Source organism: Apibacter sp. HY039 (assembly GCF_004023655.1).
Taxonomy (GTDB): Bacteria; Bacteroidota; Bacteroidia; order Flavobacteriales; family Weeksellaceae; genus Apibacter; species Apibacter raozihei.
Map to the genome: position 1 here is coordinate 676,129 of NZ_SAYM01000002.1, position 26,064 is coordinate 702,192.

Below are 26,064 nucleotides of genomic sequence, written 5' to 3' on the forward strand. Positions count from 1 at the left end.
ATTTTTTATTTGCTTCAAAGTTAACAAATATTTTAGAATTCACTTATTTAAGTTTGTAGAGTTTTTTTCGATGGATTTACATTCCGGAAATCCAGTTAGCCGGATTTTGTGGGGTTTGCCCTTTCCAAATCTGAAAATCTAATAAAGTGGTATTGGTATCATCAGAATATATTTTACCTAAGGCTTGCCCTATACCCACTTTATCTCCTACAGAAACTATCACTGTTGATAAATTAGCATAAAGTGTAAAATATTCACCATGACTCACCAATACTGCTTTTCCTCCTCCAGGAATAACCAAGACTTTGCTTACCACTCCAGAAAATACAGAATTAGCTAAGCTACCTGGTGCCGCTGCGATTTCCACGCCCCTGTGTTCTACCTGTATGTTAGGAATAACCGGATGCGGAGTAGTTCCGAATTGTGAAACAATCGTTCCTTTAACCGGCCAGGGTAAAGATTTTTTATTAGCTTCAAAAGACTTCGATAAAGCTTCTGTGGAAGTAACCTGAGATTTATTAATACCTAAAGAAGCTCTTTTTTCTTCTGCTTTTTGCTCTGCATCTTTAGCTTTTTCAGTTTTCTGAATCGCTAACTTTTCTGCTGCGGCTCTTTCTGCTGCAGCTTTTTCTGCTGCCCTTCTTGCATCTTCCGCTTTTTTGGCTGCCGCTCTGTCGTTAGCTTCTTTTTCAGCAAGCAGCCTGGCTGCTAGTGCCTCCTCTGCTGCTTTTTTGGCTGCAGCCGCTTTTTCTTCCGCGAGTTTTTTGGCTGCCAACTCTGCTTCTTTAGCTTTTCTAGCTCTTTCCTCTTCAATAGTCTTTTTTCTGGCTAGTTCAGCTTCCTGAGCTTTTCTCCTTTCTTCAGCCTCTCTTGCTTTTATTATTCTTAACTCTTCTGCAATAATAGATTGCACCTGTCTTTCCAGATTTTGCCTTTGAGTTTGCTTTTGTTTTATTTTAGCTACAATATCGCCTTGTTGTTGGATATATTGAGCAACAACTTCTTCTTTTTCTTTTTTCTCTACACTTAATTGCTTTACCTGAGTTTGTTGCTGAGCCAGAACGTTTAATTTGTCTTTCTTAGCTTTCTCCCTGAGTTCTATAGTATGTAAAATTTGTTGCTGTTTTTCATTTATTTCAGCTACTTTACGGTCTTGAAATTCTGAATATTTTTGCAAATATTTGATACGTCGGAACGCTTGAGAAATATTTTCTGAAGAAAGAATAAATAAAATTTTATTTTGTATGGATTTATTTTTATAAGACCTAATTAAAACATCCGCATAATTTTCCCTTAATACTTTCAGCTCTCTTTTTAATTTATTTATTTCCAGTTGATTTAAGTAAATCTCATCGTCCAAAACTCTGGATTCCTTTTTTGTATTTGTTATAAGCTGAGTTCTCGCACTTAATTTTTTATTCAGATTAGCAATGTAAATAAGCGAGGTCTTAGATTCGTTTTTACTAGCTGCCAACGCTTTATTTAAATCTGCTATTTCTTGTCTTAACTGTGCACTTTGTTTTTGTAATGCTTCTTTGTTATAGGGCTGCTGACTATATCCTAGCAGGCTAAATAAAGCCAGAAAAAATGTGTATAGAAGTTTTCTTTGATTCATTAGTTAATTTTTCTCTGAGTGTATCCTTTTGGAATATCAAAAGGAGTTTGCATCTTAACAGTTTCAAATTTATTATAATCTAACGATATTTTTGCTTCTTTCTTTTCTTTTATGAAAATTTTAATATTTTTTGGCAAAATTTTATTTTCAAAATCTACATAATTATCATAATCTACCTGTAAATAGGTATTATTTAATTTATCTTCCAACACTACCTGTAGCAGATTAAAGTTTGAATCAAATGCAATAATACTTGCAAAGTTTCTCGTATTCTTTCCTGAACCAATGGGAATTGTTCTGTCTGAAGTAAGAACGTATTTGTTATCCTGAATTTTCAAAGTGTAATCCTGTGGTGCTACCGGAAAAAATAGTTTTCCTACCAGAAGATTTTCCATACTTTGATAATCAATAAAGTCTACTTTTAACAAGTTATTAACATAATCAAAATCGGAGTCAATATAAGTCTTACCAATTTTTTCGTACATTTTAAAACCAGAAGGCATAATACTTGCCCTTGCCAGAGGTAAAAGTAAAGAAGCGTTTGCCCAAATCTGCTTCCCTTGATCTAAATATAAAGTTAGAGCCACAGACGGGTAATTAGACCCTGCTTCAATATCTGCCGTTGCTTTTATTTTAAGACTTGAAAATGTATTAGTTTTATGAATGGCTGTAAAAAGTTTTTCTTCATCAGCATTTTCATACTTGATATCTTTATTTTTTACAGTAACTCCATGGGTCGTACGACAGGAAACCAGACTAATTGCGAGCAGTATATATATTATCTTGTTCATCAAAATTATTTCGTCTCCAATACGCTGTAATCTCCTAAGCTCAAAGAACTGGCAACGCCAAAATATTTAGCGGAATTACCAATCATGGAGTTATTCAAATTCCCATGAGCTATTAAAGTATCTTCCTGTATTAAAGAATTCTCTATGTTGCTACTATCAATTTTAGTACCATTTCCCAGAGAAACATAAGGTCCAATCTTAGAATTAACAATTTTAACGTTTTCCCCAATAAAACATGGTGGTATGATTAAGCTATTTTCAATTTCTGCGCTCGGAGGAAACACTGCTACTTCTTCTTTTTCATAGGCCAATATTTTGGAATTGGTTTCAACAGTAGCCTCTTTATTTCCACAGTCCATCCAGTCATCCACCTTACCTAAAGTAAATTTAGCTCCTTTTACTCTAAGATTATCCAATGCATCCGTAAGCTGATATTCATTTCCTACTTTAATATCGTTATCAATTAAATAATCAATTTCCGTCATTAACCGTAAAGCATCTTTAAAATAGTAAATTCCTATTATAGCCAGATCTGAAACATATTCTTCCGGTTTTTCGACTATGTCCTGAATAATTCCGTAAGCATCAAGCTTCACAACTCCAAACGCACTAGGGTTATCCACTCTTTTAACCCATATAACTCCATCAGAATGTCTGTCTAACTGAAAGTCGGCACGAAATAAAGTATCGGCAAATGCTACGATAACCGGTCCTGACATACTTTCTTTTGCACAATGGATTGCGTGAGCTGTTCCTTGTGGTTCCAGCTGGTAATAAATAGATCCTTTGGCCCCCAGTTTTTCAGCAACACTGATTAGCTTTTGTTCTATTTCGGCACCAAAATCTCCGATGATAAAAGCTATTTCATCTATCTCTTCATCTACAACTTTAGCTATATCTTCAACCAATCTTTGCACAATTGGCTTTCCTGCTATCGGGATTAATGGCTTAGGAACTGTTAACGTATGCGGACGTAATCGAGATCCTTTACCTGCCATGGGTACTATTATTTTCATATTTTTTAAAGTATAATAATTATTGTATCTTTATTTTCGTTTATTTTATTCCTGAACTTCCGTAACCGCTATCTCCCCTTTCAGTATCATTCAATTCATCAACCTGTTCCCATTCTACTGTTTCATGTTTGGCTATAACCAACTGTGCAACTCTATCTCCATCATTAATCGTAAAATCTTCTTTAGATAAATTTACTAATATAACTCCCAATTCTCCTCTATAATCGGCATCTATGGTTCCTGGAGAATTAGGACATCCTATTCCGAATTTAGATGCTAATCCACTTCTCGGTCGAATCTGCCCTTCATATCCTTTAGGAATTTCCATATATAATCCGGTTGGTATAATTTTTCTTTCCAAGGATTTTAAAACTAGGGAACTCTCCAGATTGGCTCTCAAATCCATTCCGGCAGAAAATGCAGTTTTGTATTCCGGAAGTTCATGCTTTGATTTATTTATAATTTTAATCTTCATCAATTTAAAATGTTAATTTAAATACGTTATACAAAATAAGGTCAAAGTTTTATAAATTACAAAATAAATGCCATGTAATTATTTATTGTTAAAATTTGGTTATTTAAAAATTCAAAACTAAACCGATTTCAATTTATTGATTTACAGAAAATTAATTTAATTAACTCAATATTTATATTTTTTTAGAAATAAAAATATTTAACTTTACCGTTTTATTTTAATTGATATGAAAGAGCAATTTATTAGTGATCTTACATCCAGATATACATTTAAAGGACAAAAGATAGTTTTAGGTAAAGCTATGTTGGAGGGTGAAGTCGTTTCGGAAGTTGAAGTGGGCGTGCCTTTGAAAATGATTAACCGTCATGGTCTCATTGCTGGTGCAACAGGAACCGGTAAGACCAAATCTCTGCAAATACTGGCTGAGCAATTATCCCTACAGGGAGTTCCCTCATTATTGATGGATATAAAAGGTGATTTGAGTGGATTGGCAAAACCGGGAAATGCAACTAATGCTAAAATAATTGAAAGGTACCAAAAATTAGGTTTTAGCTATACAGCCCAAGGCTTCCCTGTTGAACTACTTAGCATTTCACAGGAAAAAGGAGTTCGCTTGAGAGCTACTGTTACTGAATTCGGTCCGGTATTACTTAGTAAAATTTTAAGTCTTAATGATACTCAGAGCAGTATCATGTCTATTATATTTAAGTATTGCGATGATAAAAAACTTCCATTAATCGATTTAGATGATTTGCGTAAGGTTTTGCAATTTGTAACGGACGATCCTCAGGGTAAAGCAGAGCTATCCCAGAATTATGGTTCTATAGCTTCCAGTTCTTTAGGCGCCATATTAAGAAGTATAGTCACACTTGAACAACAAGGAGCCTCCCGCTTCTTTGGCGAGCCCAGTTTCGATCCTCAGCATCTCCTGCGAACAAAAGACGGACTGGGTGTTATCAGTATTATCCGATTAACGGATATACAGAATAATCCTCAGTTTTTTTCCACTTTCATGCTGAGCTTACTTTCAGAAATTTATCAAACTTTTCCGGAAATCGGAGATCAGGATAAACCAAAACTAGCAATATTTATAGACGAAGCGCATTTAATTTTTAAAGAAGCAACTAAAGTTCTTCTTAATCAAATTGAAACTATGGTAAAGCTTATACGCTCTAAGGGGGTCGGAATTTATTTTTGTACTCAAGTTCCGGGAGATGTACCCGATGGTGTATTGAGCCAGTTAGGATTAAAAATTCAACATGCTCTACGAGGTTTTACAGCAAAAGATAAAAAAGAAATTGACAAAGCGGTAGAAAATTACCCTTCTTCTAAATATTATAAAGCCAACGAATTAATTCAACAACTAGGAATTGGTGAAGCATTCATAACTTCTCTGGATGAAAAAGGAATACCTACTCCACTGGCAGATACATTTATGATCTCTCCCAGCTCGCGAATGGATATATTAACTACAGAAGAAATTGACGAAATTGTCACTAATTCTGACTTGGTTAAAGAATATGCACAGGATATTCATAAAGAAAGTGCTTACGAAATTTTAAGCAAAAAAATGGAGGTAGTAGCTGAAAGTACTAATCCTTCAGAAACATCTAGTTCAACTACTCCCCCCAAAACAACATCAACACCCCGTAAAAAAGAGGAACCTTCGCTATTCGAGAAAATAATGAATTCTCCATTTGTAAGAGATATGGGCAGAACCATTGTACGAGAGGGATCTAAAGTTTTTTTTGGAGCATTAGGGGTTAATAATAAAAGGAAATATAAAAAATAAATACTGCTCCAACAGTTTATAACTATGGACTATGCTATTTTAGATGTAGAAACTACAGGAGGTAAATTCAATGAAGAAGGCATAATTGAAATTGCGGTTTACAGGTTTGACGGAGAAAAAATAACCGATACTTTTATTTCACTGGTAAACCCTGAAAAAGAAATTCATTTTTATGTGCAAAAACTTACGGGTATAACCAACAAAATGGTTCGTACCGCTCCTAAATTTTATGAGTTGGCTAAACGATTGGTTGAAATTACTGATGAGACTATTATAGTGGCTCATAATGTAGCTTTTGACTATCGGGTTATACGAACTGAGTTTTCACGATTAGGCTTTAATTTTCAACGTCCTACTCTGGATACCATTTCGTTAAGCAGGACATTAATCCCGGATATGAGCTCATATTCTTTGGGTAATTTATGTACTGCAGTGGGAATTCCTTTAAGCGACAGACACCGAGCTCATGGAGATGCCCGTGCTACGGTGAAATTATTTCAGCTCTTACTGGCTAAAGATTTGCAGAAAAATATTATTCAATCTTCTATTAAACAAATACGTCATCAATCTTTAAATAAAAAAATATTATATCTTTTAGAAGAACTTCCACTGGAAACAGGCGTTTTTTATTTACAAGATGAAAACGGAAAAATTATTTATATTGATCAAAGTACTAATATTGCTAACAAGGCCAGACAGATTCTGACCGGAAAAAATAAAAAGTCTATCGAGCTTCAAATAAAAACGGAATCAATTACTTATGAGCTCACAGGTGATGAAATAATTGCAAAGATTAAAGCCCAAAATGAGATTAAAGTTAACGTTCCTGAATTTAAACCTAAAAGAGAAACAAATTCATCTATTTACGGCTTATATTTTGAATTTAATCAATGGGTAATTAACCCTCTTAATAGTAAAAACAAAAAATACGCCTGGCTTTCTTTCAGTTCTGCTGAGAAGGGTATCTCGTTTATTAATAAAACTATTGAAAAATTAAAAGGGAAAGAAGAGGATTCAGACCTTATTAATCAGCATATATTGGACTATTTTTCTTTAGATGAGCCTAATATAATATTATATGGAAAAGGCAGAGCTCTCGGTGAAAATTCTTTTATTTATCTGGAAAACGGAGTGGTAAAAGGATACGGTTTTTACAATCTCCATTCGCAGATTAAAAATTTAAGCCGTGTTAAAAAAATAATGACTTCTGCTCTTTCTTCCCGAGATATTCTAATGAAAATAAGAAACAAACTTTTTATAACGGAAGGTTTTAAAAAGATACTTTTGGCTGAATAGTTTAAAACACTAATCAGTTTCTTTAGATTACAAACTTTTTTTAATTTAATTATTTTGATTGAAATCTTATCTATCAGCTTATAAATGCGTATATTTATAGGTATTAAAATCCTATATATTTTCAGTTATGGCAGAAACAAAAATTGCTCAATTACTGGGCGAACAAGCTGATTTTTATTTAAAACATGAATGTAAAACGGTAGATAAAAAACTCTTACATTCTCCCTCTCCTTCAATCATTGATGATGTATGGTCTTTGACGGATCGAAATATTCCTACCCTCAGAAGTTTACAAACTATATTGGGACATGGAAGACTGGCTGATACCGGATACGTTTCCATTCTACCAGTTGATCAGGGAATTGAACATACCGGCGGTGCATCGTTTGCCCCTAATCCTCTTTACTTTGATCCGGAAAATATTATTAAGCTGGCTATTGAAGGGGGATGTAATGCTGTGGCATCTACTTATGGGGTTTTGGCCTCAGTAGCAAGAAAATATGCCCATAAAATCCCTTTTATTGTGAAAATAAACCATAATGAGTTATTGACATATCCTAACACCCCTCAACAAATTTTATTTGGTACAATAAAAGAAGCCTGGGATATGGGAGCGGTAGCGGTAGGTGCTACGATATATTTCGGATCTGAAGATAGCCGTAGAGAAATTGTAGAAATTGCAGAAGCATTTGAGTATGCTCATGAGCTGGGAATGGCTACTATTTTGTGGTGTTACCTGAGAAATGATAATTTCCAAAAAGATGGTGTAGACTACCATTCAGCGGCAGATCTTACCGGACAGGCAAATCACATCGGGGTAACATTAAAAGCAGATATTGTTAAGCAAAAGCTTCCTGTTAATAACGGGGGATTTACTGCGATTAAGTTTGGTAAAACTGATCCTAAAATGTATACTGAACTCACTACCGAACATCCTATTGATTTATGCAGGTATCAGGTAATTAATGGTTATATGGGAAGAGTGGGTCTTATAAATTCGGGAGGAGAATCTAACGGAAAATCTGATCTTAAAGATGCAGTTGTCACAGCGATTGTAAATAAACGCGCAGGTGGTATGGGACTTATTAGTGGTAGAAAAGCATTCCAAAAACCTATGAAAGATGGTGTAGAATTATTACAAACCATTCAGGATGTATATCTGGATAAATCTATTACTTTAGCGTAATATAATTTTTGTTTAAAAATAAAGAAACCTGATTTTAGGAATCAGGTTTCTTTATTTTATTAAAATGTACTTTTTATTTATTTCTTCTTTGTAATTCTTTTTGAATATAAGACAATTCTCTACCTGTTTGCCCCGCAACAGATGTATTTTCTTCAGCTCTTCTTGTCAGATAAGGAACTACATCTGCAACTGGTCCATAAGGAAGATATTTGGCAATGTTATACCCATCTTTCCCTAATTTAAAGCTGATATTATCACTCATCCCGTACAACTGACCAAACCAAACTTTATGAAAGTTGTTTTCGATATGTTTTTCTTTAAGTAGTTCCATGATAGTGGTGCAACTGATTTCATTATGTGTTCCTGCATACAAAGATATAATATCGTTGTTTTCAATCATAAATTTAACAGAATCATCGTATTGTTTATCAGTGCTTTCTTTATCCGGCTGAATAGGTGAAGGATAGCCTTTTTCCTGAGCTCTTTCACGTTCTTTCTCCATATAAGCTCCTCTAACTATTTTAAATCCGATAAAATACCCCCCTTGCTTAGCTTTTTCAAATTGTGATTTCAAAAATTCCAAACGTCCGGTTCTATACATTTGGATTGTTCCGCATACAATACATCTTTTCGTATTGAATTTTTTCATGAGTTCTTCAGTTAAATCATCTACTGCATCCTGCATCCAGCTTTCTTCAGCATCAATCATAAAAGTAACGTCTTTCTCATAACAAAGTTCCGCAACCTTATAGTATCTTTCAACTACCCGTTCCCATTCTTTTTGTTCTTCTGGAGATAACGTCTGCTTACTTCCTATTTTCTCATAGAGCTCTAATCTTCCAAAACCTGTAGGCTTAAAAACTACGAAAGGAATAGCTGAGTTTCCTACGGAAAAATTCACATTATTAATAGTTTCATTAAAAGTTCTATTAAAAGTTTCTTCTTCAACTTTACCTTCCACAGAATAATCCAATATGGAAGAAACTCCTAATTGGTGCATTTTTTCAACTACCGGAATACATTCCTGCATAGTTTCTCCTCCACAAAAATGATTAAATAAGGTACTTTTCACTGTTGATTTAACAAAAGGTAAATCCCATTTAATCACTGTATTAAGCAAAGAAACCCCCATTTTAGTTACGGTTGGACTTTGTATACAGGAAAATAAGAATTTAGCTTTTTTTAAATCTTTATCGCTTTTTAATTTGAATGCTACTTCAGTATCAGAGAATGGATTCATAATAAAATTGTTTTAATATCTGCAAATCTAAAATTTTTCAGAAATATTTAAGTAAAAAAACAAAAAAATTACATTTTTTTATTTAAATAATATTTTACTTGCTTAAATCTTAATACATAAAACATTTTAAATACTACTATTAATTCTTATTATCAGAAGAGAGAATTTATTAAAATGAGATTGTTAATTTTGTAATGTAAAATAAAAAGAATGAAAGGAATACTGTTGGTCAATTTAGGATCGCCAAAATCTACTAGCGTTGAAGATGTGAGAGTTTATCTGCGGGAATTTTTAATGGACAAAAGAGTGATTGATGCGCCCTGGCTAATCAGAAAATTTGTAGTTGAATGTACTATTTTACCTCAAAGGCCTAAAGATTCAGCTCATGCTTATCAGACGATCTGGTGGGATGAAGGCTCTCCTTTGGTTGTCATTTCACAACGGGTTACCAACAAAATTAAAGAACAAGTAAAAAGTCCTGTAGCTTTAGCCATGAGGTATCAGGAACCATCTATAAAAAGTGGATTACAAGAACTTTTAGACCAGGGAGTATCCGACGTTCTGGTTATTCCATTGTATCCTCAATACGCAATGAGCACTACGGAGACTGTTGTTGAAAAAGCCAAAGAAGTTCAAAAGAAACACTTTCCCGGTATGCCTTTAAATTTTCTTCCTCCGTTTTATAATGATGAAGATTATTTACAGATTTTAACTGAAAATATTAAAAACCAACTTCCTCAAGATTTTGATTTAGTGTTGTTCAGCTATCACGGATTACCGGAAAGACATATTTATAAAACAGATCCAACCAAACAATGCCGAATTGATAATCACTGTTGCTTTGAAGAAAGCCGTGCTTCTCATCCGTATTGTTATCGTCACCAATGCTATTATGTTACTGAACAGGTAAGAAAAAGACTCGGGCTTGAAAAATCTCAGGTTAAGCAAACTTTTCAATCAAGGTTAGGAAGAGATCCGTGGTTACAGCCCTACACCGATAAGACTTTAGAAGAACTACCTTCTATGGGTATTAAAAAAATAGCAGTTGCAGCCCCTGCATTTGTGTCTGACTGCCTGGAAACTCTGGAAGAGCTGGCTATAGCAGACAAGGAATTATTTATAAATAAAGGAGGCGAGTCTTTTCATTATATGGAATGTTTAAATGAAGATAAAAACTGGATCAACTGGCTGGTTCAAAAGATTGAATCTTATCTGGCCTAGTTTTATTTTTCGAGGTAGTACTCTTTATGGAGAACATTTCTTATTTTTGCCTTATAATTAAAGCAATTTGAAAGTCATATCTTTATTTTTTATAAAATTATTTTCTAAGTTACCGTTTCGTGTACTTTACGGAATAGCTGATTTTTTATATTTTATTCTGTATTATATTATCGGATATAGAAAAAAGATTGTCAGAAACAATTTGTTGATTGTTTTTCCCGATAAATCTAAAGAGGAAAGAAAAATAATTGAAAAAAGTTTTTATAAAAATTTTTCAGACTTCATGGTAGAACTTCTTAAAGCTTTCACGATGACAAGTGAAGATTATAAAGGGAAAATACGGTTTACAAACCTGGAGGTACTTAAGCAGGAAAAGGACGTTATCTTACTTACAGGACACATGTTCAACTGGGAATGGTTAACCGGTATCGCTCCTGATCTGCCTCAGGAAAATAAGTTTGCTATCTATAAAAAAGTAGCCAATAATTTTTTTGATCAGGAGGTTCATGAATCTCGATCTCGATTTGGTGCAATTCCTTTAAGTGTAAAAGATGTAGGGCGAACTATGATAAAACAACCGAATGACGGCTCTCATATTTATTTCTTTGTGGCTGATCAAAGTCCGTTTAAAAACAGAATCCATTATGAGCTGAACTTTTTTAACCGAATGACTCCTGCATTTAACGGATACGATAAAATTGCAAGAAAGAAAGATTATGTAATTATCTATGTTGACATGGTAAAATTAAAACGTGGAAGCTACGAAGCCCGTTTGAAAAGAATATGTCCGGAAGGAGAAAAATTTTATGAGAATGAAATTGTAGAAAAATTTTATCAGGAACTTGCTCAAAATATAAAAACACATCCAGGGCTATGGCTCTGGTCTCATAAGCGATGGAAATACACCAGCGGAATAGATTACCAGCTTTAGCCATTGTTATTTTAAATTATAACGGTGTTTCCTGGTTTGAAAAATTTTTACCAGGAATTATTCATTTCAGCACAGATGCTTCTATTTATGTAATTGATAATGCTTCGACAGATCATTCGGTTTCATACTTGAAGAAAAACTTTCCTTCGGTAACTTTGATTCAGAATAATACGAATTCGGGATATGCTGGCGGGTATAATGAAGGGCTACAATTTATAAATGAAGAAATCTATTGTTTGTTAAACTCTGATGTGGAGGTTACTGATAACTGGATTTCACCTATACTTACTTTGTTTAAAGAGAATGAATCCATCAGTGCCATACAACCCAAAATTTTAAATTATAATGAAAAAATACAGTTTGAATTTGCGGGTGCTGCCGGTGGTTTTCTTGATAATCTAGGTTACCCTTTTTGCCGGGGCCGAATTTTTTATACACTGGAAAATGATAACGGGCAATACAATAATAATCAAGAAATATTTTGGGCTACAGGAGCTTGTCTGTTTATAAGAAGTAAAGATTTTTGGTCACAGGGCGGCTTTGATAATGATTTTTTTGCACACATGGAAGAAATTGATTTATGCTGGCGGCTAAAGATTTCCGGAAAAAAGATTTTTTATTGTGCGGAATCTAAAGTCTATCATGCCGGAGGAGGTACTTTAAACCCGGACAATCCAAGAAAAACTTTTCTTAATTTTAGAAATAATCTGTTAATGCTACTAAAAAATCTTCCGGCAAATCAAGTTTTCTTTATTATTTTTTTACGATTGATTTTAGATGGTATAGCAGGAATAAAATTTGTTTTTTCCGGAAACTGGAAACACTGTTTAGCTATTCTTCAAGCACATTTTTCTTTTTACAGGCTACTTCCCCGATTTTTAAAGAAGAGAAAAGCCGGAAGCATCATTTATTACAATAAAAAGTATTTACTTTATCAATATTTCATTAAAAAAAGAAATCGATATTCTGACTTGAAATAATTTTTGTATTCCCCAGGATACAATAACAATTCAATTGTTTTTTTTATAACTTTGCAAACTATTTATTTTAGACTATGGAATTAGCAAGAATGCATCAAATGGAGGAAATAGCCCGAGAATACGGTGCGCCTCTCTATATATATGACAGTGCAGTAATTGAAGAACAATTTGCACGTTTGACCCGCGCTTTTCAGGGAGTAAAAGATGTTAAACTTAATTATGCCTGTAAAGCTAATACTAATATAAATATTATAAAATTTATACGCAATCTGGGTTCTGGATTAGATGCTGTTTCTATAAATGAAATAAAGCTTGGACTTAGAGCCGGTTTTTTGCCTCAGGAGATAATATTTACACCTAGTGGTGTTCATTTTAATGAAATTCGTGAAGCTGCAGAGCTGGGTGTTAAGATACATATTGATAATTTTCCTTTTCTCAGAAGATTTGCGGAGGAATTTCCGGATTATCCTATTGGTATTCGTATTAATCCGCATATTAAAGCAGGAGGTAATGAAAAAATATCTACCGGACACGTAGACTCTAAATTTGGAATTTCTATAGACCAGGTGGATGATATTGTAGATTTAACCCGTAAAATTCCATTAAAAGTGGATGGACTTCATGTGCATACCGGATCAGATATTTTAGATATCGATGTTTTTTTAGAGGGTGCTAAAGTATTGTTCGGTGCTGCGGAAAACTTCCCGTCACTTACTTACCTCGATTTTGGAAGCGGTTTTAAAGTTCCGTATAAAGAAGGAGATAAAGAAACTGATATTGTAACCCTAGGAAATAAATTAGGACTTCTTTTCAATGAGTTTGTTGAAAAATATAAAAAACCATTACGCCTGATTTTTGAACCTGGAAAGTTTCTGGTTAGCCAATGCGGCCTTTTTGTTACAGAAGTAAATGTGGTAAAAGAAACTCCATACCGTAGATTTGCCTTTATAAACAGTGGCTTTAACCACCTTATACGACCCATGTTTTATAATGCATTTCATCATATAGTAAATCTTTCTAATCCTGATTCAAAAAATGAAAAAACATATGACGTGGTTGGCTATATTTGTGAAACAGATACTTTTGCATCAGATAGAAAAATAGCAGAAATTCATGAAGGTGACTATCTATGTTTTGAAAATGCCGGAGCTTATTGTTTTTCCATGTCTTCAAATTATAACTCAAGGGTTCGTCCGGCAGAGGTTTTATTATTGAATGGTGCTCCTCACCTGATAAGAAGAAAAGAAAATTTTGAAAATTTATTGGAAACTACTGTTGAAATTTCTTTGTGAAAAATTTGGAAAAATAAAAAAGGTTTGTATATTTGCAACCGCTAAACAGACCTCCTGATATTTAAAATCAGGATTTTGGAGAAATGGCAGAGTGGTCGATTGCGGCAGTCTTGAAAACTGTTGACTGTAACAGGTCCGGGGGTTCGAATCCCTCTTTCTCCGCAATAAAAAACCGCAACAATATATAAATTAAATTGTTACGGTTTTTTTATTACATAATTAGCCAACATATAGCCGAATATTTCAAAAATAGTGAGAGATTGGATCAACCTCAAAAGTTATGGACTAGGCTAAATAAAAATTAGGAGATCGATTTTTCTCCTCTGAGTATAACCACAATGTGAAAATAGAAAATAACAAATCAGTCCACAAGCTTTATTCTTATGTCACTACCTTGTGTTTTTTGTAAATTGAAAAGTTATTGTTCTATATTTGTCGATTTCTTTTCACAAAAGTTACTCTTTCTTCATCATAAACACCCTCCCTATGATAATTATGTCTATTTTCAATTTTTTGTAAGAGCTTTTCTTCTTGTCTTTCTAAAGCTGCCCTGCTCCCGTAATAAACCTTTTCAGTTAAATTCGCATTATCAGGATTCGCATTAACTAAATGTTCAATGGCATTATATCCTTTTCCATTATATATATTGACTCCGATATCTTGTACAGTACCTTTGACAATTAAATGCTCTCCAAATTTATTTGTTTTTTCTCCGTTTTCTTGCGTTATCTTAACATCACGCAAGGCTCTGTATACTCGTCCAGCAAGAGGTTCTATATTATCTATAAAACTCCCCGTTCTACATCCATGTAAATATATTTTCCCTTCATATCCTTGTGGCAAAGCATCGATCAATGCACATATAAATGCATGATGATTTAACCCCATAAATTCTTCTGATCCATTATGTCCAACAAATATTAAATAATCTGTAGTTTGAATAGGCTTACCTTCAGTGGCAAATACATTTACATTGTCAGATCGCCTTTCATTTATATAGGTTACCTCAATTCCAATACTTCTACCGTCAATTCCAACATTTTTATCCCTATATTTTTCGTATAAAGCGCCCCCCCCCCGTCTAAATATCATTTCCATTCTAAAACCTTCATAGACTTTATCCTCTGCAAATACACTTTCATCGTAAAATATAATTGTACTCATAATTAATTCAGTATTAAAATTTCTTTATCAGCAAATTTAAGATAAATTTATACTTTTAAGAAATAAAAATAATTTTATTGAAGAATAAAACTCAATAAATATTTCTTCATTATCTATTAATAAGAAAAAATACGCTCACTATTATGATGTAGAAAATTAAAACAGTGGGAAGCAGAGAAAATATTTAAATCAAAATTTATTTTTCGATATTATAATAGTTTATATCTAAAATCAATTGTTCTTTATTGCAAGTTTTAGAGATAAGGATAGACAACATTTTCATAAAATATATTAGTGGGTTCGATTCCCCCTACTAGCTACAAAAGTCACTTGAAAAATCAAGTGACTTTTTTTGTATCTATAATATTTTCGATTATACTTTAGATCAACCTCAAAAGTTGTGGACTAAGCAAAAATATTAGCTAATCTAAATAAAAAATAGGAGATCGATTTTCCCCTCTGAGCCTAACCATAATACGAAAATAGAAAACAATCAATTAGTCCAAAAGTTTTATTCTTGTGCCGAGAAATTCTCTTCTTTTAATCTTACACACCACAAGATATTTATTTTTATACTTCCCCAATAATAAAACATATTTAAACCTTCTATTAATAAGAGATTAAGAAAGATACGTTTTCCTTTTGTATAAAAACATAATGAAATACTATACATAACAATAATCGGCTATAGTAATAACCAAACGAGCGCAACTGAATAAAAAAGTTGAAAAATTTTGGATAAGAAATTGAAACAGTCAATGCCTCCCATCAAAAGAAATCCAATTTCCTTTTGAGTAATTAGGGGGGGGAACTTTATACAAAGACTCTAATCCTTCGAATTTAGATAATTTTTTTGATGGGTCTTGATTGAAGTATTGATTAAATATATTTTACAGGGATGCTCAATGATATGCATACCTGTTTTAGGCGCTTTCTTTAGTTTTTGGAATCATTATATTATCTAACAAAATATCAATTTCAAAACCGCGATACACTTACTATTTTTGTTTTGATAAAAATATACTTCCAACAAGTAACAAAGACCAAATAACATCTACTATATTCCAAATAGTTCTGCCTAATGCTACCTTAAAGAATGGGTTGATTAATAAAGCCGAACACAGCCATAAATAAAACCAAAAGTTTTTTTTATTAGCATGACTTATTTAAACTTAAATGAATTAAACAACATCAACTTAAATGCTAAATAACATTCAATACAAAAGTCTTTATTATTATCTGTGTATGAAAATTGAACAAAATGATTATCTGTAAAAAAAAGAATAGAAAAACCGTAAATCTCATCAGATTTCATACTAAATTCAATAATTTTATTTTTAGAATCAATTATAGGCTTTCCAATAAAAGAAAAATTTTGCTTATCTACATGAAAATTTCTTTCAATATAATCACCCTCAAACCCCTCTTTAATTATATTAAAAATATTCTCTTTTGTTTGTTTAGACAAACACGTTATTATTGGTATAAATAACTGATTTTCATCATCATTTTTTTTGAAAATAAAAAATCATTGATATTATATTTAATATTATTTTTATGTGCTAACTCCTTATAATAATCTATATAAATTGTTTGTAATTCTTCATTAGGTACCGACCAAGTATTAGGAAGTTCAAATTGGTAAATTTGATTTTCATAATAATTTTTTTGTGAGAAAATAAAATTATTAGAAAGTAGAAAAATAGAGTTAGAGTTATAACATTTCTCATAATATAAAATTATTTATGTATTGTTTAGAGTGTCTTTCAATTTTAAATATTCTGATTTATACATAATTTTCATTAACCAATAATCCAATAGTTTAGAAAATTGTATTGCTAAAAATATTTTAGTGATAATTCACAATATATCCCATTATCAAAGATACCATATAACAATAAATATATTTTATATTTATTTTAATAGAAAGAAATTATTACCAAAAAGTATAGATGTTTTATTAATTTACAAATAATTTATATTATTTTTCTTAATTTTGAATATTGTGATAATTTGATATAATTCCTGCGTAATAAACTGTTTTTTTATTGCTTTATAGAGATACACAAATTGATACAAAATAACCAAATCATACAGGGCTACTATTATGAAGATAATTAAACTTGAAGTAGAGAATTTTCGACTACTCAAAAAGTTCGAAATAGAATTAGAAGACGAACTTTCGTTAGTGATTGGAAAAAATAATACAGGAAAAACATCTATTCTTTCAGTACTTGATAAATTTTTGAATGAGAACAGTAAGTTCTCTTATAATGATTTGAATATTGAGTTTAAGAAGGAGCTAGAGACTTTAATTACTTCTACAGATTTGCCTGAGGAGTTTCTTCCAAAAGGAATCAAATTAAAAATACTGATTGAATATGGAGAAACAGATAATTTATCTAACATCAGTCGGGTATTAATGGACTTAGACCCTGATAACAATAAACTTGTATTGGGATTTGAATATGTATTAGATTTTGATAATTTTCAAAAACTAAGAACAGATTATACTACATTTATAACTAAAGAAAACATTAAGAAGGCTAAAAATAGCGAGTATATTACACAAGAATTAAAGGAGTTCCTAAAACAAGATATTGGAAATTACTTTAAAACGAGAAAACTTTCATACGAATATAATATAACTGCTGATAGTATAAATGAAGCTAATTATATCAATCTAGAACATGAAGGAATTAGTACAAAAGATATTATTAATTTTAAATATATAAGCGCCAGGCGTGATGTAACCAACAAGGAGAAGGAATATACCCTCTCAAAACAAACTTCGAGTTTATATAAGAAAAAAGAAGATAGTAGCGAGAAAAACCAGGCAACAGAGGATTTCAAAGATCAACTTGCAGGAACAGATAATACATTAAGCAATATATATAAAGACTTATTTAAAGATGTTATTAAAAAGGTACGGGATTTTGGTGGTATTAAATTGAATGATACTGATATTGCTATCATTTCAACATTACAACACCGGGAATTACTTGAAGGAAATACCACTGTTGTTTATACGCATGACGACCATAAACTACCGGAACACTATAATGGTCTGGGGTATATGAATTTAATCAGTATGATTTTTGAAATAGAAATCCTTGTTCAAGAATTCAAAAGAGACAAAGAAAAAGTTCCTGCTGATATTAACCTTCTATTTATTGAGGAACCGGAGGCCCATACGCACCCGCAGATGCAATATGTTTTCATTAAAAATATAAAAGAATTACTGAGGGAAGGCATAAAGAGAGAAGATGGAATACATCGCTCTCTTCAATATGTAATTACGACGCACTCTTCTCATATAGTTGCTGATAGTGATTTTGATGATATCAAATACTTGAAAGCCGAAACCAAGAATAATGTTGTTGCAAGAAATCTGAAAGATTTAAGAAAACAATACGATGCAGATCCAAATCAATATCAGTTTTTAAAACAATACCTGACTATAAGCAGAGCCGAAGTATTCTTTGCCGATAAGGCTATTCTGATTGAAGGTGATACAGAAAGAATATTAATACCCACTTTTATGAGAAAAGTAGATATTGAGGAAAGCCTTCGTTTAAAGGCGGCCAATATTGATGAACAATATCTTCCATTATTATCACAAAATATTTCTATTGTAGAAGTTGGGGCGTATTCTCATATATTTCAGAAATTTATAGAATTTCTCGGAATAAAATCTTTGATAATTACAGATATTGATTCTAAAGGAGATCTTGGAAAAAAAGATGAAAAAGGAGGTGTTGTATTAGAGGCCTGTCCTGTTAACAGTGGTGTTGATACAAGTAATACAGCCTTGATTTACTTTTTAGCCGGTACTTCTTGGGAAAACTTAAAGACTTTAACAATCGAAGAGAGAACCATAAAGTACGGAGAAGGCTCTGTTATTTGTCTTTGTTATCAACAAGAAGAAGTAAATGAAAATAGTGAAAAATACCATGCAAGAAGTTTTGAAGATGCATTCATTCATTTAAATAAAAATTTCGTCAATGATAAAAAAGATGAATTCCAAGGTTTACAAAACAGAAAGTTATTTGACGATAATGAAAAGGATGCATATACGTTAGCAGATAAATGCATTAAAAAGAAAACTCATTTTGCATTGGATATCCTATATCATAGTGATGAGAATTTAAGTAATTGGAATATTCCGGAATACATTAAAAATGGATTATTATGGTTGAAGGAAGATTAAACTTAGAGCCAGAAGTACAGCAAATATTCCAGGCCATAGATAATAACAGAAATTTTCTATTGAGTGGTGGAGCAGGTAGTGGAAAAACATATTCGCTAGTAAGTGTTATTCGACAGGTAATAGCAGAAAATCCAACTATAAAAGTTGCTTGTATGACATACACAAATGCAGCTGTCCGGGAAATTGAAGAAAGAGTTAACCATAAGAATCTAAATGTATCAACAATACACGATTTTCTATGGGATAATATTAAACATTTTCAAAAAGAATTAAAGGAAGCTGTAATTTCATTAGCTAATGATGAGAATGTAACGAAGATTTCTATTGATGGCATCAACCCTGTTCCTGATGATTTTTATAATAATCTGGAAGATGGTATTCAATATAAAGAGTACTTGAAGTTACGTGAAGGAATCATCTCTCACGATGAACTATTGATAATAGCTAATTACCTTTTTGAAAAATACCCAAAACTCAGCAGTATTGTAAAAGATAAATATAAATTCATCTTTATTGATGAGTATCAGGATACCAGTAAAGATGTAGTTGAAACTTTTTTGACTCATTTTGAGAAAAGTACAAGAAAAAATATCATCGGTTTCTTTGGAGATGCTATGCAGTCCATTTATGATGACGGAATTGGAAATCTTGACGAATATAAGGGAGATGATCCTAGCACTGTAAAAGAAATAAAGAAAGAACAGAATCGAAGAAACCCTCAAAAAGTTATTGATTTAGCGAATAAACTTCGTACTGATGGAATTAGACAAGTCCCATTTGCGGATATGAAAGCACCTAATATGACTGCTGATGGAACGATGAAACAAGGGACAATATTATTTCTCTATTCAACGAGTGATGATATTAGTGACGTTGAACATTATCTAACTCAAAATTACGCATGGGATTTCAACAACTCTGAAGAAACCAAAGAATTAAATCTTACACATAATTTAATTGCAGATAAAGCTGGCTTTAGAACTTTAATGAATATTTATGATAGAGACCACATCTTAAGTTTTAGGGGTAGAATAAAGAGATTCATTAAAGATAATAATATTACAACTGATTTTTCAGAAAACACATTTGGCGAAGTTATTCATATATTACAGGATGGAAAAAGCGGTCGAGAGTTAAATGCCGTCAGCCCGACTAATACAATGCAGATTTTTATTGATAATAATACAGAATTGTACGATTATGCAAAATCATTAAACTATTCTGAATTTTCTAAAATGTATGTAGATAAAGACCAGTTGCTTGATGATAAAAAGCAAGATGAGAATGATGAAAATAAAAAAGGTTCAAAAAGAGATAATTTAATAAGGCATTTGTTTAAAATTCAGAATAATATCTCTTTATATCAAAATAAGAAGTACAATGAATTTTTGAGAGTTACTGACTTCAGACTTCACATAACCTCTACAGCAAGTAAAAGAGCCTTAAAGATAAATATTGATAATCTTATTAATGTTGGAAACAAAACTGTTGAAGAAGTTATAAATGACGCTCATGAGAAAGGTATTTGCTTGATTGATGATAAACTCACAACCTTTAAGGAAGAAAATCCATATTTATATAATCAGGTTAAGGATGTAGAATATCATGAGTTTCAAAAACTATATAAATATCTAGAAGGTCAAACGCCTTTTTCTACACAACATAAAACTAAAGGTGCTGAGTTTAATAATGTTCTCGTAATACTTGATAATGGAGGTTGGAATAACTACAATTTTGAAAAAATGTTTCTGGGAACAGCGACAGCAAGTGTATTAGTAAGAACGCAAAAAATATTCTATGTATGTTGTACACGTGCTAAAGAAAATTTAGGAGTTTTCTTTCATAATCCAAGTGTTCAGGTAATAGCTAAGGCTAAAGAATGGTTCGGAGATGAAAATGTAATTGATATTGGAGAGTAACAAAAAATTAAATTAAACAGGAAATATGTTTGTAAACCAGTCTATAGTATCAGATAATTGGTAAACTTATTTTTGAGTACCTGTCTTATTATGAAAAAGAGTTAGAAAAATTGTCGAGGATAAAGAAGATAAAAACGATATTAAATAATCTAAAATCATACTAAAAAATAGATAATTATGTGGGCAGATAACGAAACTTCGGAAGATTTATTAGGATTTAAAGTCCATGCAGATTTATTGGTGGATGTAATCAGGGATGACAAAGTTTTACCGGTAACAATTGGAGTATTTGGAGATTGGGGAAGTGGAAAATCAAGTATCTTACAAATAGTAAAAGAAGAATTAACAGGAGGCAACAAAGACGGACTTAAAGATGGAACTCTTGTGTTATATTTTAATGGATGGGTATTTGAAGGGTATGATGATGCAAAAGCTGCGTTATTAGAATCTATTATCGAAAAGTTTGATAAACATGAAACTATTGGAAATAAAGTAAAGGATAAGACTGTAAAATTATTTAAATCTGTTAAGTGGATGCGTTTATTGGGATTAAGTTTCAAAAAAGTAATTATTCCCGGAGCTGCTGCTTACTTAACAGGAGGACTCTCTTTATTACCATTTCTGGTCAATGAATTTTCTCAGTTTAAAACAGAAGATTTAGTAGAAAAATTAAAAGGAGATGGGGCAGAAGATTTTCTGAAAGATATAATAAAAAAGAATGAAGATGAAGAAGTAACAATTGTTAGGGAGTTTCGGGATGATTTTAAAGAAATGATTGATAAGTCTGAAATAAAGAAACTTGTTGTAATTATTGATGACCTAGATAGATGTACTCCCGATAGACTGATTGAAAATCTAGAAGCTATTAAATTATTTTTAAACGTCGAAAAGACGGCTTTTGTTATTGGTGCTGACCCAAGAATTGTAAGACACGCCATTGAACATCGTTATAAAACTGATAGTATTGAGAATGCGGATGATCCGGATAGTAGAAATAAGCGTATTGTAAGTGATTATCTGGAGAAATTAATACAAGTGCCCTACTATCTGCCTAAATTAACAGATAATGAGGTTGAAACTTATTTAACTCTACTTTTTTGTAAAAGAGAAATGGAAGGTGATTTTCAGAAGGTAATCGATGCATTTATAGAAAATAGAAAAAGTAACCGTTACGATGTATTTGGATTAGGAGATATTCAGAATATACTAAATGATGAACAAAAGAAGAAACTAGCAGAGAGCGTTTCTTTAATTGCCTCTCTATCCCCAATTATCACTGAAGGTTTAAAAGGAAATCCTAGACAAATTAAACGATTTCTAAACACCTTTACATTAAGAAATAGACTTGCAGAGGTTGCAAAATTATCTGACTTCAAAATTGATATTCTTGCTAAATTGATGGTATTGGAATATGCTGAAACTAGCTTATTTAAGGAGATATATAATTGGCAGTCTACGCAGAAAGGTGAACCGAAAGAAATAATTATTCTTGAAAAGTTGGCCAGCGAAGAAAACACAGAAGAAATCAAAAAACAGTTTTCACCAGCATGGACCTCAGAAAAAGTACTAAAGTGGCTTAACGCTGAACCAAAACTTACAACAGAAGATTTAAGAGATTATTATTGGATTTCGAGAGACCAACTATCTACGACAATCAGTGGAGCATCACTAATATCGCCACATATTAGGAGTTTAACAAAAAAATTGATTGATCCCGGTTCTGGAAGTATATTAACTAATACTATTAGGCAGGAAGTAATTGGAAAACTAAATGATACAGATATGGAAACATTACTGTCATTGCTTGAAAAAGAGTTAATTAAATCTCCTGAAAATGATAATATCCATAAAGTATTTATTGAAATGATGGCTCAAAATTCTACAGAAGCATTGGATGCCTTTAAAAGAGTTATAAAGAAAATTGATCATAATAAAATTCCTTGGAACTTGGCAAATGAATTAAAATTAGCTGCCAATTCAAATGAAAATATAAAATCATTATATAGTCTTTTTGATAAAAATTCATCAATTAATAAAGCACTAAATCGAAAATAATAATGGGGACAACACAAAGAATGACACCTGGTGTTACAGGCGAGCCTAATTGGAAGGATTTAAATAAATCCATCACTAATATTTCCAAGACGGTTGAGAAAGAGAAAGAACTAGAAAATGATGAGAATATTAGTCCCGATGATGAAGCAAAACAATATAAATTAATTTCAGAAAGAAGATCAGCCCATCTAAAATCCACTTTTAGAAATCTTGTAAAAACAGGAGGAGGTCGTTCCAAAATAAGTAGTGGCAAATCCACCTCTATTGGAAAAGCTGGAATTAAGTCCGCAGGAAAGATAACCAGTTTCTTTGTGGGTATTGGGAGTAATGGCTTACAACAAACCTTAGTTGATATCGGATTTGGTTCTTTACAAGGCAAAACTTTTCAGGAAGTTTTGGATTTCCTTCTTGTATTTTGTACAGAATCAAATGAGGGAATGGATGAAACTGCTGCTAATAATGCTTCTTGTGAAATAATGAAAGAACTTGCAGAACTAGCTGGGAATAATATAGATAGATTTGAAGAATTAGTTAAAGAATATGTAGATGGAAAAGGATTGTCAAATATACTTTGTAAGTTTTGGGGTATATATGTTTTTGAACATCTGTCTCAAAGATTCGAAGAAAAAGTAAAACAACAAAAAGGAGTAGAAATAGGAAAGGAAACTTTTAAAATAATCAAAAATGATATCTTAGGCCAAGTGAAAGTTCTAAACACTCAAAGACCTGTTGCTCAAATTGACTGGAATGGACAAGCAGGAAAAAAAGAAATAGAAAAAATATTTGATTCTGTAATTAAAATTATCTGTGATGAAAACAATTAATATTGGTAAACTTACCTATGATGGATCTTCCGGCGTTGGTCATATAAATATTGTTGATACTTCTGGAGGAAATTCTACTCTAAATATTGATTTTGAAACTTTATTACCATTCTCACACCTCGTTAGTAAAGATATTTTAGATTTTTTCACAATAAGTGCCTCTGTATATGGAGTTGACAGGTTTGTTGCAAGAAAACAAAATTCGGTGGATGGTTGGTCAAGAGAACTAAAAGTTAATTTCCCTGTTCATAATCCTACCAAATGGAATACATGTAAGGTAGAGATAAATAGATTGTTATCTTTCTTGACAGGAGATTACTGGGATGTTGATTTTAGAAAAGAAACAATTATTTTACCTGAAGTAGCTTTAGAAAAAAAATATTCAGTTCCATTCGCACAAGTTAATTTGTTATCTGGTGGGTTGGATTCATTAATTGGAGCACTGGATTTTCTTAAGCAGAATCCCCGACACAAGATTTTATTCGTTTCGCATTATGATCCACAAATGCACGGCCCTAAAGGAGACCAAAAAGAGCTGATATCAGAGATTGAAAAAATTTATCCGACACAATTCGAATATGTTCCTTCACTCAGAGTATCATTAGAACATACAAACGTCAATAGAGAAACGACTTTTAGAAGCAGATCTCTTTTGTTTATCGGAATAGCGTTAATGACCGCACAGGCAACAAATACTCAAAATATAATCGTTCCTGAAAATGGTACTGTATCATTAAACTTTCCACTTAGTACATCAAGAAGAAGCTCTTGTAGTACGAGAACGACACACCCTTTTGTTCTGGATAATGTATTGTCAATTTGGAAAATTCTATCCATACCAACTGATATACAGAATCCTTACGAATTTCAAACTAAAAAAGAAATGGTAACTAATTGCACAGACCAGCCCAATCTTACTAAATTAATTGCAATGTCAAACTCCTGTGGAAAACGTGGACACAGAGCGCATTGGGAGGCAGGAAAAAAGACTGCTACCCATTGCGGTATTTGTATGCCTTGTGTATATCGTCAAGTATCTTTACAGGAAACAACTGATGAAACTAGTTATGGAAACTCCATAAATAATTTATTCCCTTTAAAAGAAAAATATAAGAAGGCTCAGGATATAGTAGCACTTCTGGATTTCTTGACAACACCAATAACTAAAGAGGAGATTAAGCAGGAGCTTATTGTAAATGGTGTGAAAAATTTGTCTAAACTTAATCAGTTTGTTGAAGTCGTCTGGCGAACAAGAAAAGAGTTAGAGCAATGGATCAATAAAGTAGGTAGTTCAACAGTCAAATTAAAAGCTGGAATTTAGATGTTAGATACACACTGCCATATTGATTTATATCCCAATCCTCAGACTATTTTAAATGAATGTGAAAGTAATGGATTTCCTATAATTTCAATGACTAATCTTCCGAGCCATTTTGAAATGGGATATCCCTATTTTCAATCTTTAAGAAAGATAAGGATTGCTTTAGGAATGCATCCATTAATGGCAGATTCTCATAAAACAGAATTTAATATATTTTTAAAGAATATTTCCAAAACATCTTACATCGGAGAAGTCGGTTTAGATTTTTCAAAAGAAGGCATATTAACAAAAGAAATTCAAATAGATACTTTTTCTAAAATATTGCAAGTTGTTTCTGGGCAGAAAAAGGTTTTGAGCATCCATTCTAGAAAAGCTGAAAAAGAGGTTCTTGCACTCTTACTAAAAAACAATATAAAATCAGCAATCTTTCATTGGTATTCTGGAGGATTAAACTTGATTGATGATATTATAAATGCAGGATACTTCTTTTCTATTAATCCGGCAATGATCAAGTCTGCATCTGGTAGAAAAATCATATCTAAAATACCCAAACAATTCATTTTAACAGAAACAGATGGTCCTTTTATTATTGAAAATAATGTTCCAATTAAGCCAGGACAAGTGCAAACTGTTATTTCTTTCTTAAGTGATGAATGGCAGTTAGATAAAGTAGAAGTTGAAATAATAATTGAATCAAATTTTCAGAATATTATTCAAAATCTAAAATAAGATAAAT

Annotated in this window: 21 protein-coding genes and 1 tRNA gene; 14 read left to right on the forward strand and 8 right to left on the reverse strand. The window is 32.0% G+C overall.

Annotated elements, in window-relative coordinates; all coding sequences use genetic code 11:
• Nucleotides 1-76 precede the first annotated feature (76 nt).
• The 4 genes from EQ921_RS07150 to dut are packed head-to-tail and all read right to left on the reverse strand — an operon-like array spanning nucleotide 77 to nucleotide 3,897.
• A complete protein-coding gene (locus EQ921_RS07150; protein ID WP_128331113.1) occupies nucleotides 77-1,615 on the reverse strand; it encodes a M23 family metallopeptidase in 1,539 nt (512 codons plus the stop codon).
• The gene (locus EQ921_RS07155) at nucleotides 1,615-2,406 is read right to left on the reverse strand and encodes a DUF4292 domain-containing protein (protein WP_128149030.1); all 792 of its coding nucleotides are present in this window, start codon (nucleotides 2,404-2,406) and stop codon (nucleotides 1,615-1,617) included. The genes EQ921_RS07150 and EQ921_RS07155 overlap by 1 nt, the downstream gene beginning before the upstream one ends.
• A 5-nt stretch (nucleotides 2,407-2,411) precedes the next feature.
• The gene (locus EQ921_RS07160; protein WP_128149032.1) at nucleotides 2,412-3,422 is read right to left on the reverse strand and encodes a sugar phosphate nucleotidyltransferase; all 1,011 of its coding nucleotides are present in this window, start codon (nucleotides 3,420-3,422) and stop codon (nucleotides 2,412-2,414) included.
• Nucleotides 3,423-3,462: 40 nt separating this feature from the next.
• The gene (dut, locus tag EQ921_RS07165; protein ID WP_128331114.1) at nucleotides 3,463-3,897 is read right to left on the reverse strand and encodes a dUTP diphosphatase; all 435 of its coding nucleotides are present in this window, start codon (nucleotides 3,895-3,897) and stop codon (nucleotides 3,463-3,465) included.
• A gap of 226 nt (nucleotides 3,898-4,123) precedes the next feature.
• Between dut and EQ921_RS07170 the strand changes: the two genes are divergently transcribed.
• From EQ921_RS07170 to EQ921_RS07180, 3 genes are all read left to right on the forward strand, one after another.
• Nucleotides 4,124-5,689 (forward strand): helicase HerA-like domain-containing protein, encoded by a 1,566-nt coding sequence (locus EQ921_RS07170; protein WP_370449503.1) that lies wholly within the window; start codon nucleotides 4,124-4,126, stop codon nucleotides 5,687-5,689.
• A 24-nt stretch (nucleotides 5,690-5,713) separates the two neighbouring features.
• Nucleotides 5,714-6,985, forward strand: coding sequence for an exonuclease domain-containing protein (locus tag EQ921_RS07175; protein WP_128149038.1), 1,272 nt, complete (start codon nucleotides 5,714-5,716; stop codon nucleotides 6,983-6,985).
• A gap of 127 nt (nucleotides 6,986-7,112) precedes the next feature.
• A complete protein-coding gene (locus tag EQ921_RS07180) occupies nucleotides 7,113-8,171 on the forward strand; it encodes a class I fructose-bisphosphate aldolase (protein ID WP_128149040.1) in 1,059 nt (352 codons plus the stop codon).
• A 73-nt stretch (nucleotides 8,172-8,244) separates the two neighbouring features.
• Here EQ921_RS07180 and EQ921_RS07185 read toward each other — a convergent pair whose 3' ends face one another.
• Nucleotides 8,245-9,411, reverse strand: a complete 1,167-nt coding sequence (locus EQ921_RS07185) for a proline dehydrogenase family protein (RefSeq protein WP_128149042.1) — start codon at nucleotides 9,409-9,411, stop codon at nucleotides 8,245-8,247.
• Between the two features lie 210 nt (nucleotides 9,412-9,621).
• Between EQ921_RS07185 and hemH the strand changes: the two genes are divergently transcribed.
• From hemH to EQ921_RS07210, 5 genes are all read left to right on the forward strand, one after another.
• Entirely contained in the window at nucleotides 9,622-10,632 is a 1,011-nt protein-coding gene (gene hemH, locus EQ921_RS07190) for a ferrochelatase (protein WP_128331116.1), read from the forward strand.
• 67 nt (nucleotides 10,633-10,699) lie between these two features.
• Nucleotides 10,700-11,563 (forward strand): lysophospholipid acyltransferase family protein, encoded by an 864-nt coding sequence (locus EQ921_RS07195; RefSeq protein WP_128331117.1) that lies wholly within the window; start codon nucleotides 10,700-10,702, stop codon nucleotides 11,561-11,563.
• A complete protein-coding gene (locus tag EQ921_RS07200; RefSeq protein ID WP_128331118.1) occupies nucleotides 11,527-12,543 on the forward strand; it encodes a glycosyltransferase family 2 protein in 1,017 nt (338 codons plus the stop codon). The genes EQ921_RS07195 and EQ921_RS07200 overlap by 37 nt, the downstream gene beginning before the upstream one ends.
• A gap of 74 nt (nucleotides 12,544-12,617) precedes the next feature.
• Complete coding sequence (lysA, locus tag EQ921_RS07205) at nucleotides 12,618-13,835, forward strand: diaminopimelate decarboxylase (RefSeq protein WP_128331119.1); 1,218 nt, start codon at nucleotides 12,618-12,620, stop codon at nucleotides 13,833-13,835.
• Nucleotides 13,836-13,912: 77 nt separating this feature from the next.
• A tRNA-Ser gene (locus tag EQ921_RS07210) sits at nucleotides 13,913-13,997 on the forward strand.
• 264 nt (nucleotides 13,998-14,261) lie between these two features.
• Here the strand turns inward: EQ921_RS07210 and EQ921_RS07215 are convergent.
• The 3 genes from EQ921_RS07215 to EQ921_RS07220 form a co-directional block, all read right to left on the reverse strand.
• Complete coding sequence (locus EQ921_RS07215; RefSeq protein WP_128331120.1) at nucleotides 14,262-14,999, reverse strand: hypothetical protein; 738 nt, start codon at nucleotides 14,997-14,999, stop codon at nucleotides 14,262-14,264.
• Between the two features lie 998 nt (nucleotides 15,000-15,997).
• A complete protein-coding gene (locus EQ921_RS15010; protein ID WP_370449506.1) occupies nucleotides 15,998-16,165 on the reverse strand; it encodes a DUF6804 family protein in 168 nt (55 codons plus the stop codon).
• Complete coding sequence (locus EQ921_RS07220) at nucleotides 16,162-16,467, reverse strand: hypothetical protein (RefSeq protein ID WP_128331121.1); 306 nt, start codon at nucleotides 16,465-16,467, stop codon at nucleotides 16,162-16,164. The genes EQ921_RS15010 and EQ921_RS07220 overlap by 4 nt, the downstream gene beginning before the upstream one ends.
• A gap of 639 nt (nucleotides 16,468-17,106) precedes the next feature.
• Here EQ921_RS07220 and EQ921_RS07225 point away from each other — a divergent pair.
• The 6 genes from EQ921_RS07225 to qatD all read left to right on the forward strand — a co-directional run bounded on the left by EQ921_RS07225 (nucleotide 17,107) and on the right by qatD (nucleotide 26,057).
• A complete protein-coding gene (locus tag EQ921_RS07225) occupies nucleotides 17,107-19,209 on the forward strand; it encodes an ATP-dependent endonuclease (protein WP_128331122.1) in 2,103 nt (700 codons plus the stop codon).
• Nucleotides 19,191-21,128, forward strand: coding sequence for a UvrD-helicase domain-containing protein (locus EQ921_RS07230; protein ID WP_128331123.1), 1,938 nt, complete (start codon nucleotides 19,191-19,193; stop codon nucleotides 21,126-21,128). Before EQ921_RS07225 ends, EQ921_RS07230 begins: the two co-directional genes overlap by 19 nt.
• A 177-nt stretch (nucleotides 21,129-21,305) precedes the next feature.
• Complete coding sequence (locus EQ921_RS07235) at nucleotides 21,306-23,183, forward strand: P-loop NTPase fold protein (protein WP_128331124.1); 1,878 nt, start codon at nucleotides 21,306-21,308, stop codon at nucleotides 23,181-23,183.
• A gap of 2 nt (nucleotides 23,184-23,185) precedes the next feature.
• Nucleotides 23,186-24,007, forward strand: a complete 822-nt coding sequence (locus EQ921_RS07240) for a hypothetical protein (protein ID WP_128331125.1) — start codon at nucleotides 23,186-23,188, stop codon at nucleotides 24,005-24,007.
• Nucleotides 23,994-25,328 carry a Qat anti-phage system QueC-like protein QatC gene (gene qatC / locus EQ921_RS07245; protein WP_128331126.1) on the forward strand — a complete coding sequence of 445 codons (1,335 nt, stop codon included), beginning with the start codon at nucleotides 23,994-23,996 and terminating at the stop codon, nucleotides 25,326-25,328. The genes EQ921_RS07240 and qatC overlap by 14 nt, the downstream gene beginning before the upstream one ends.
• Entirely contained in the window at nucleotides 25,329-26,057 is a 729-nt protein-coding gene (gene qatD / locus EQ921_RS07250) for a Qat anti-phage system TatD family nuclease QatD (protein ID WP_128331127.1), read from the forward strand.
• Nucleotides 26,058-26,064 lie beyond the last annotated feature (7 nt).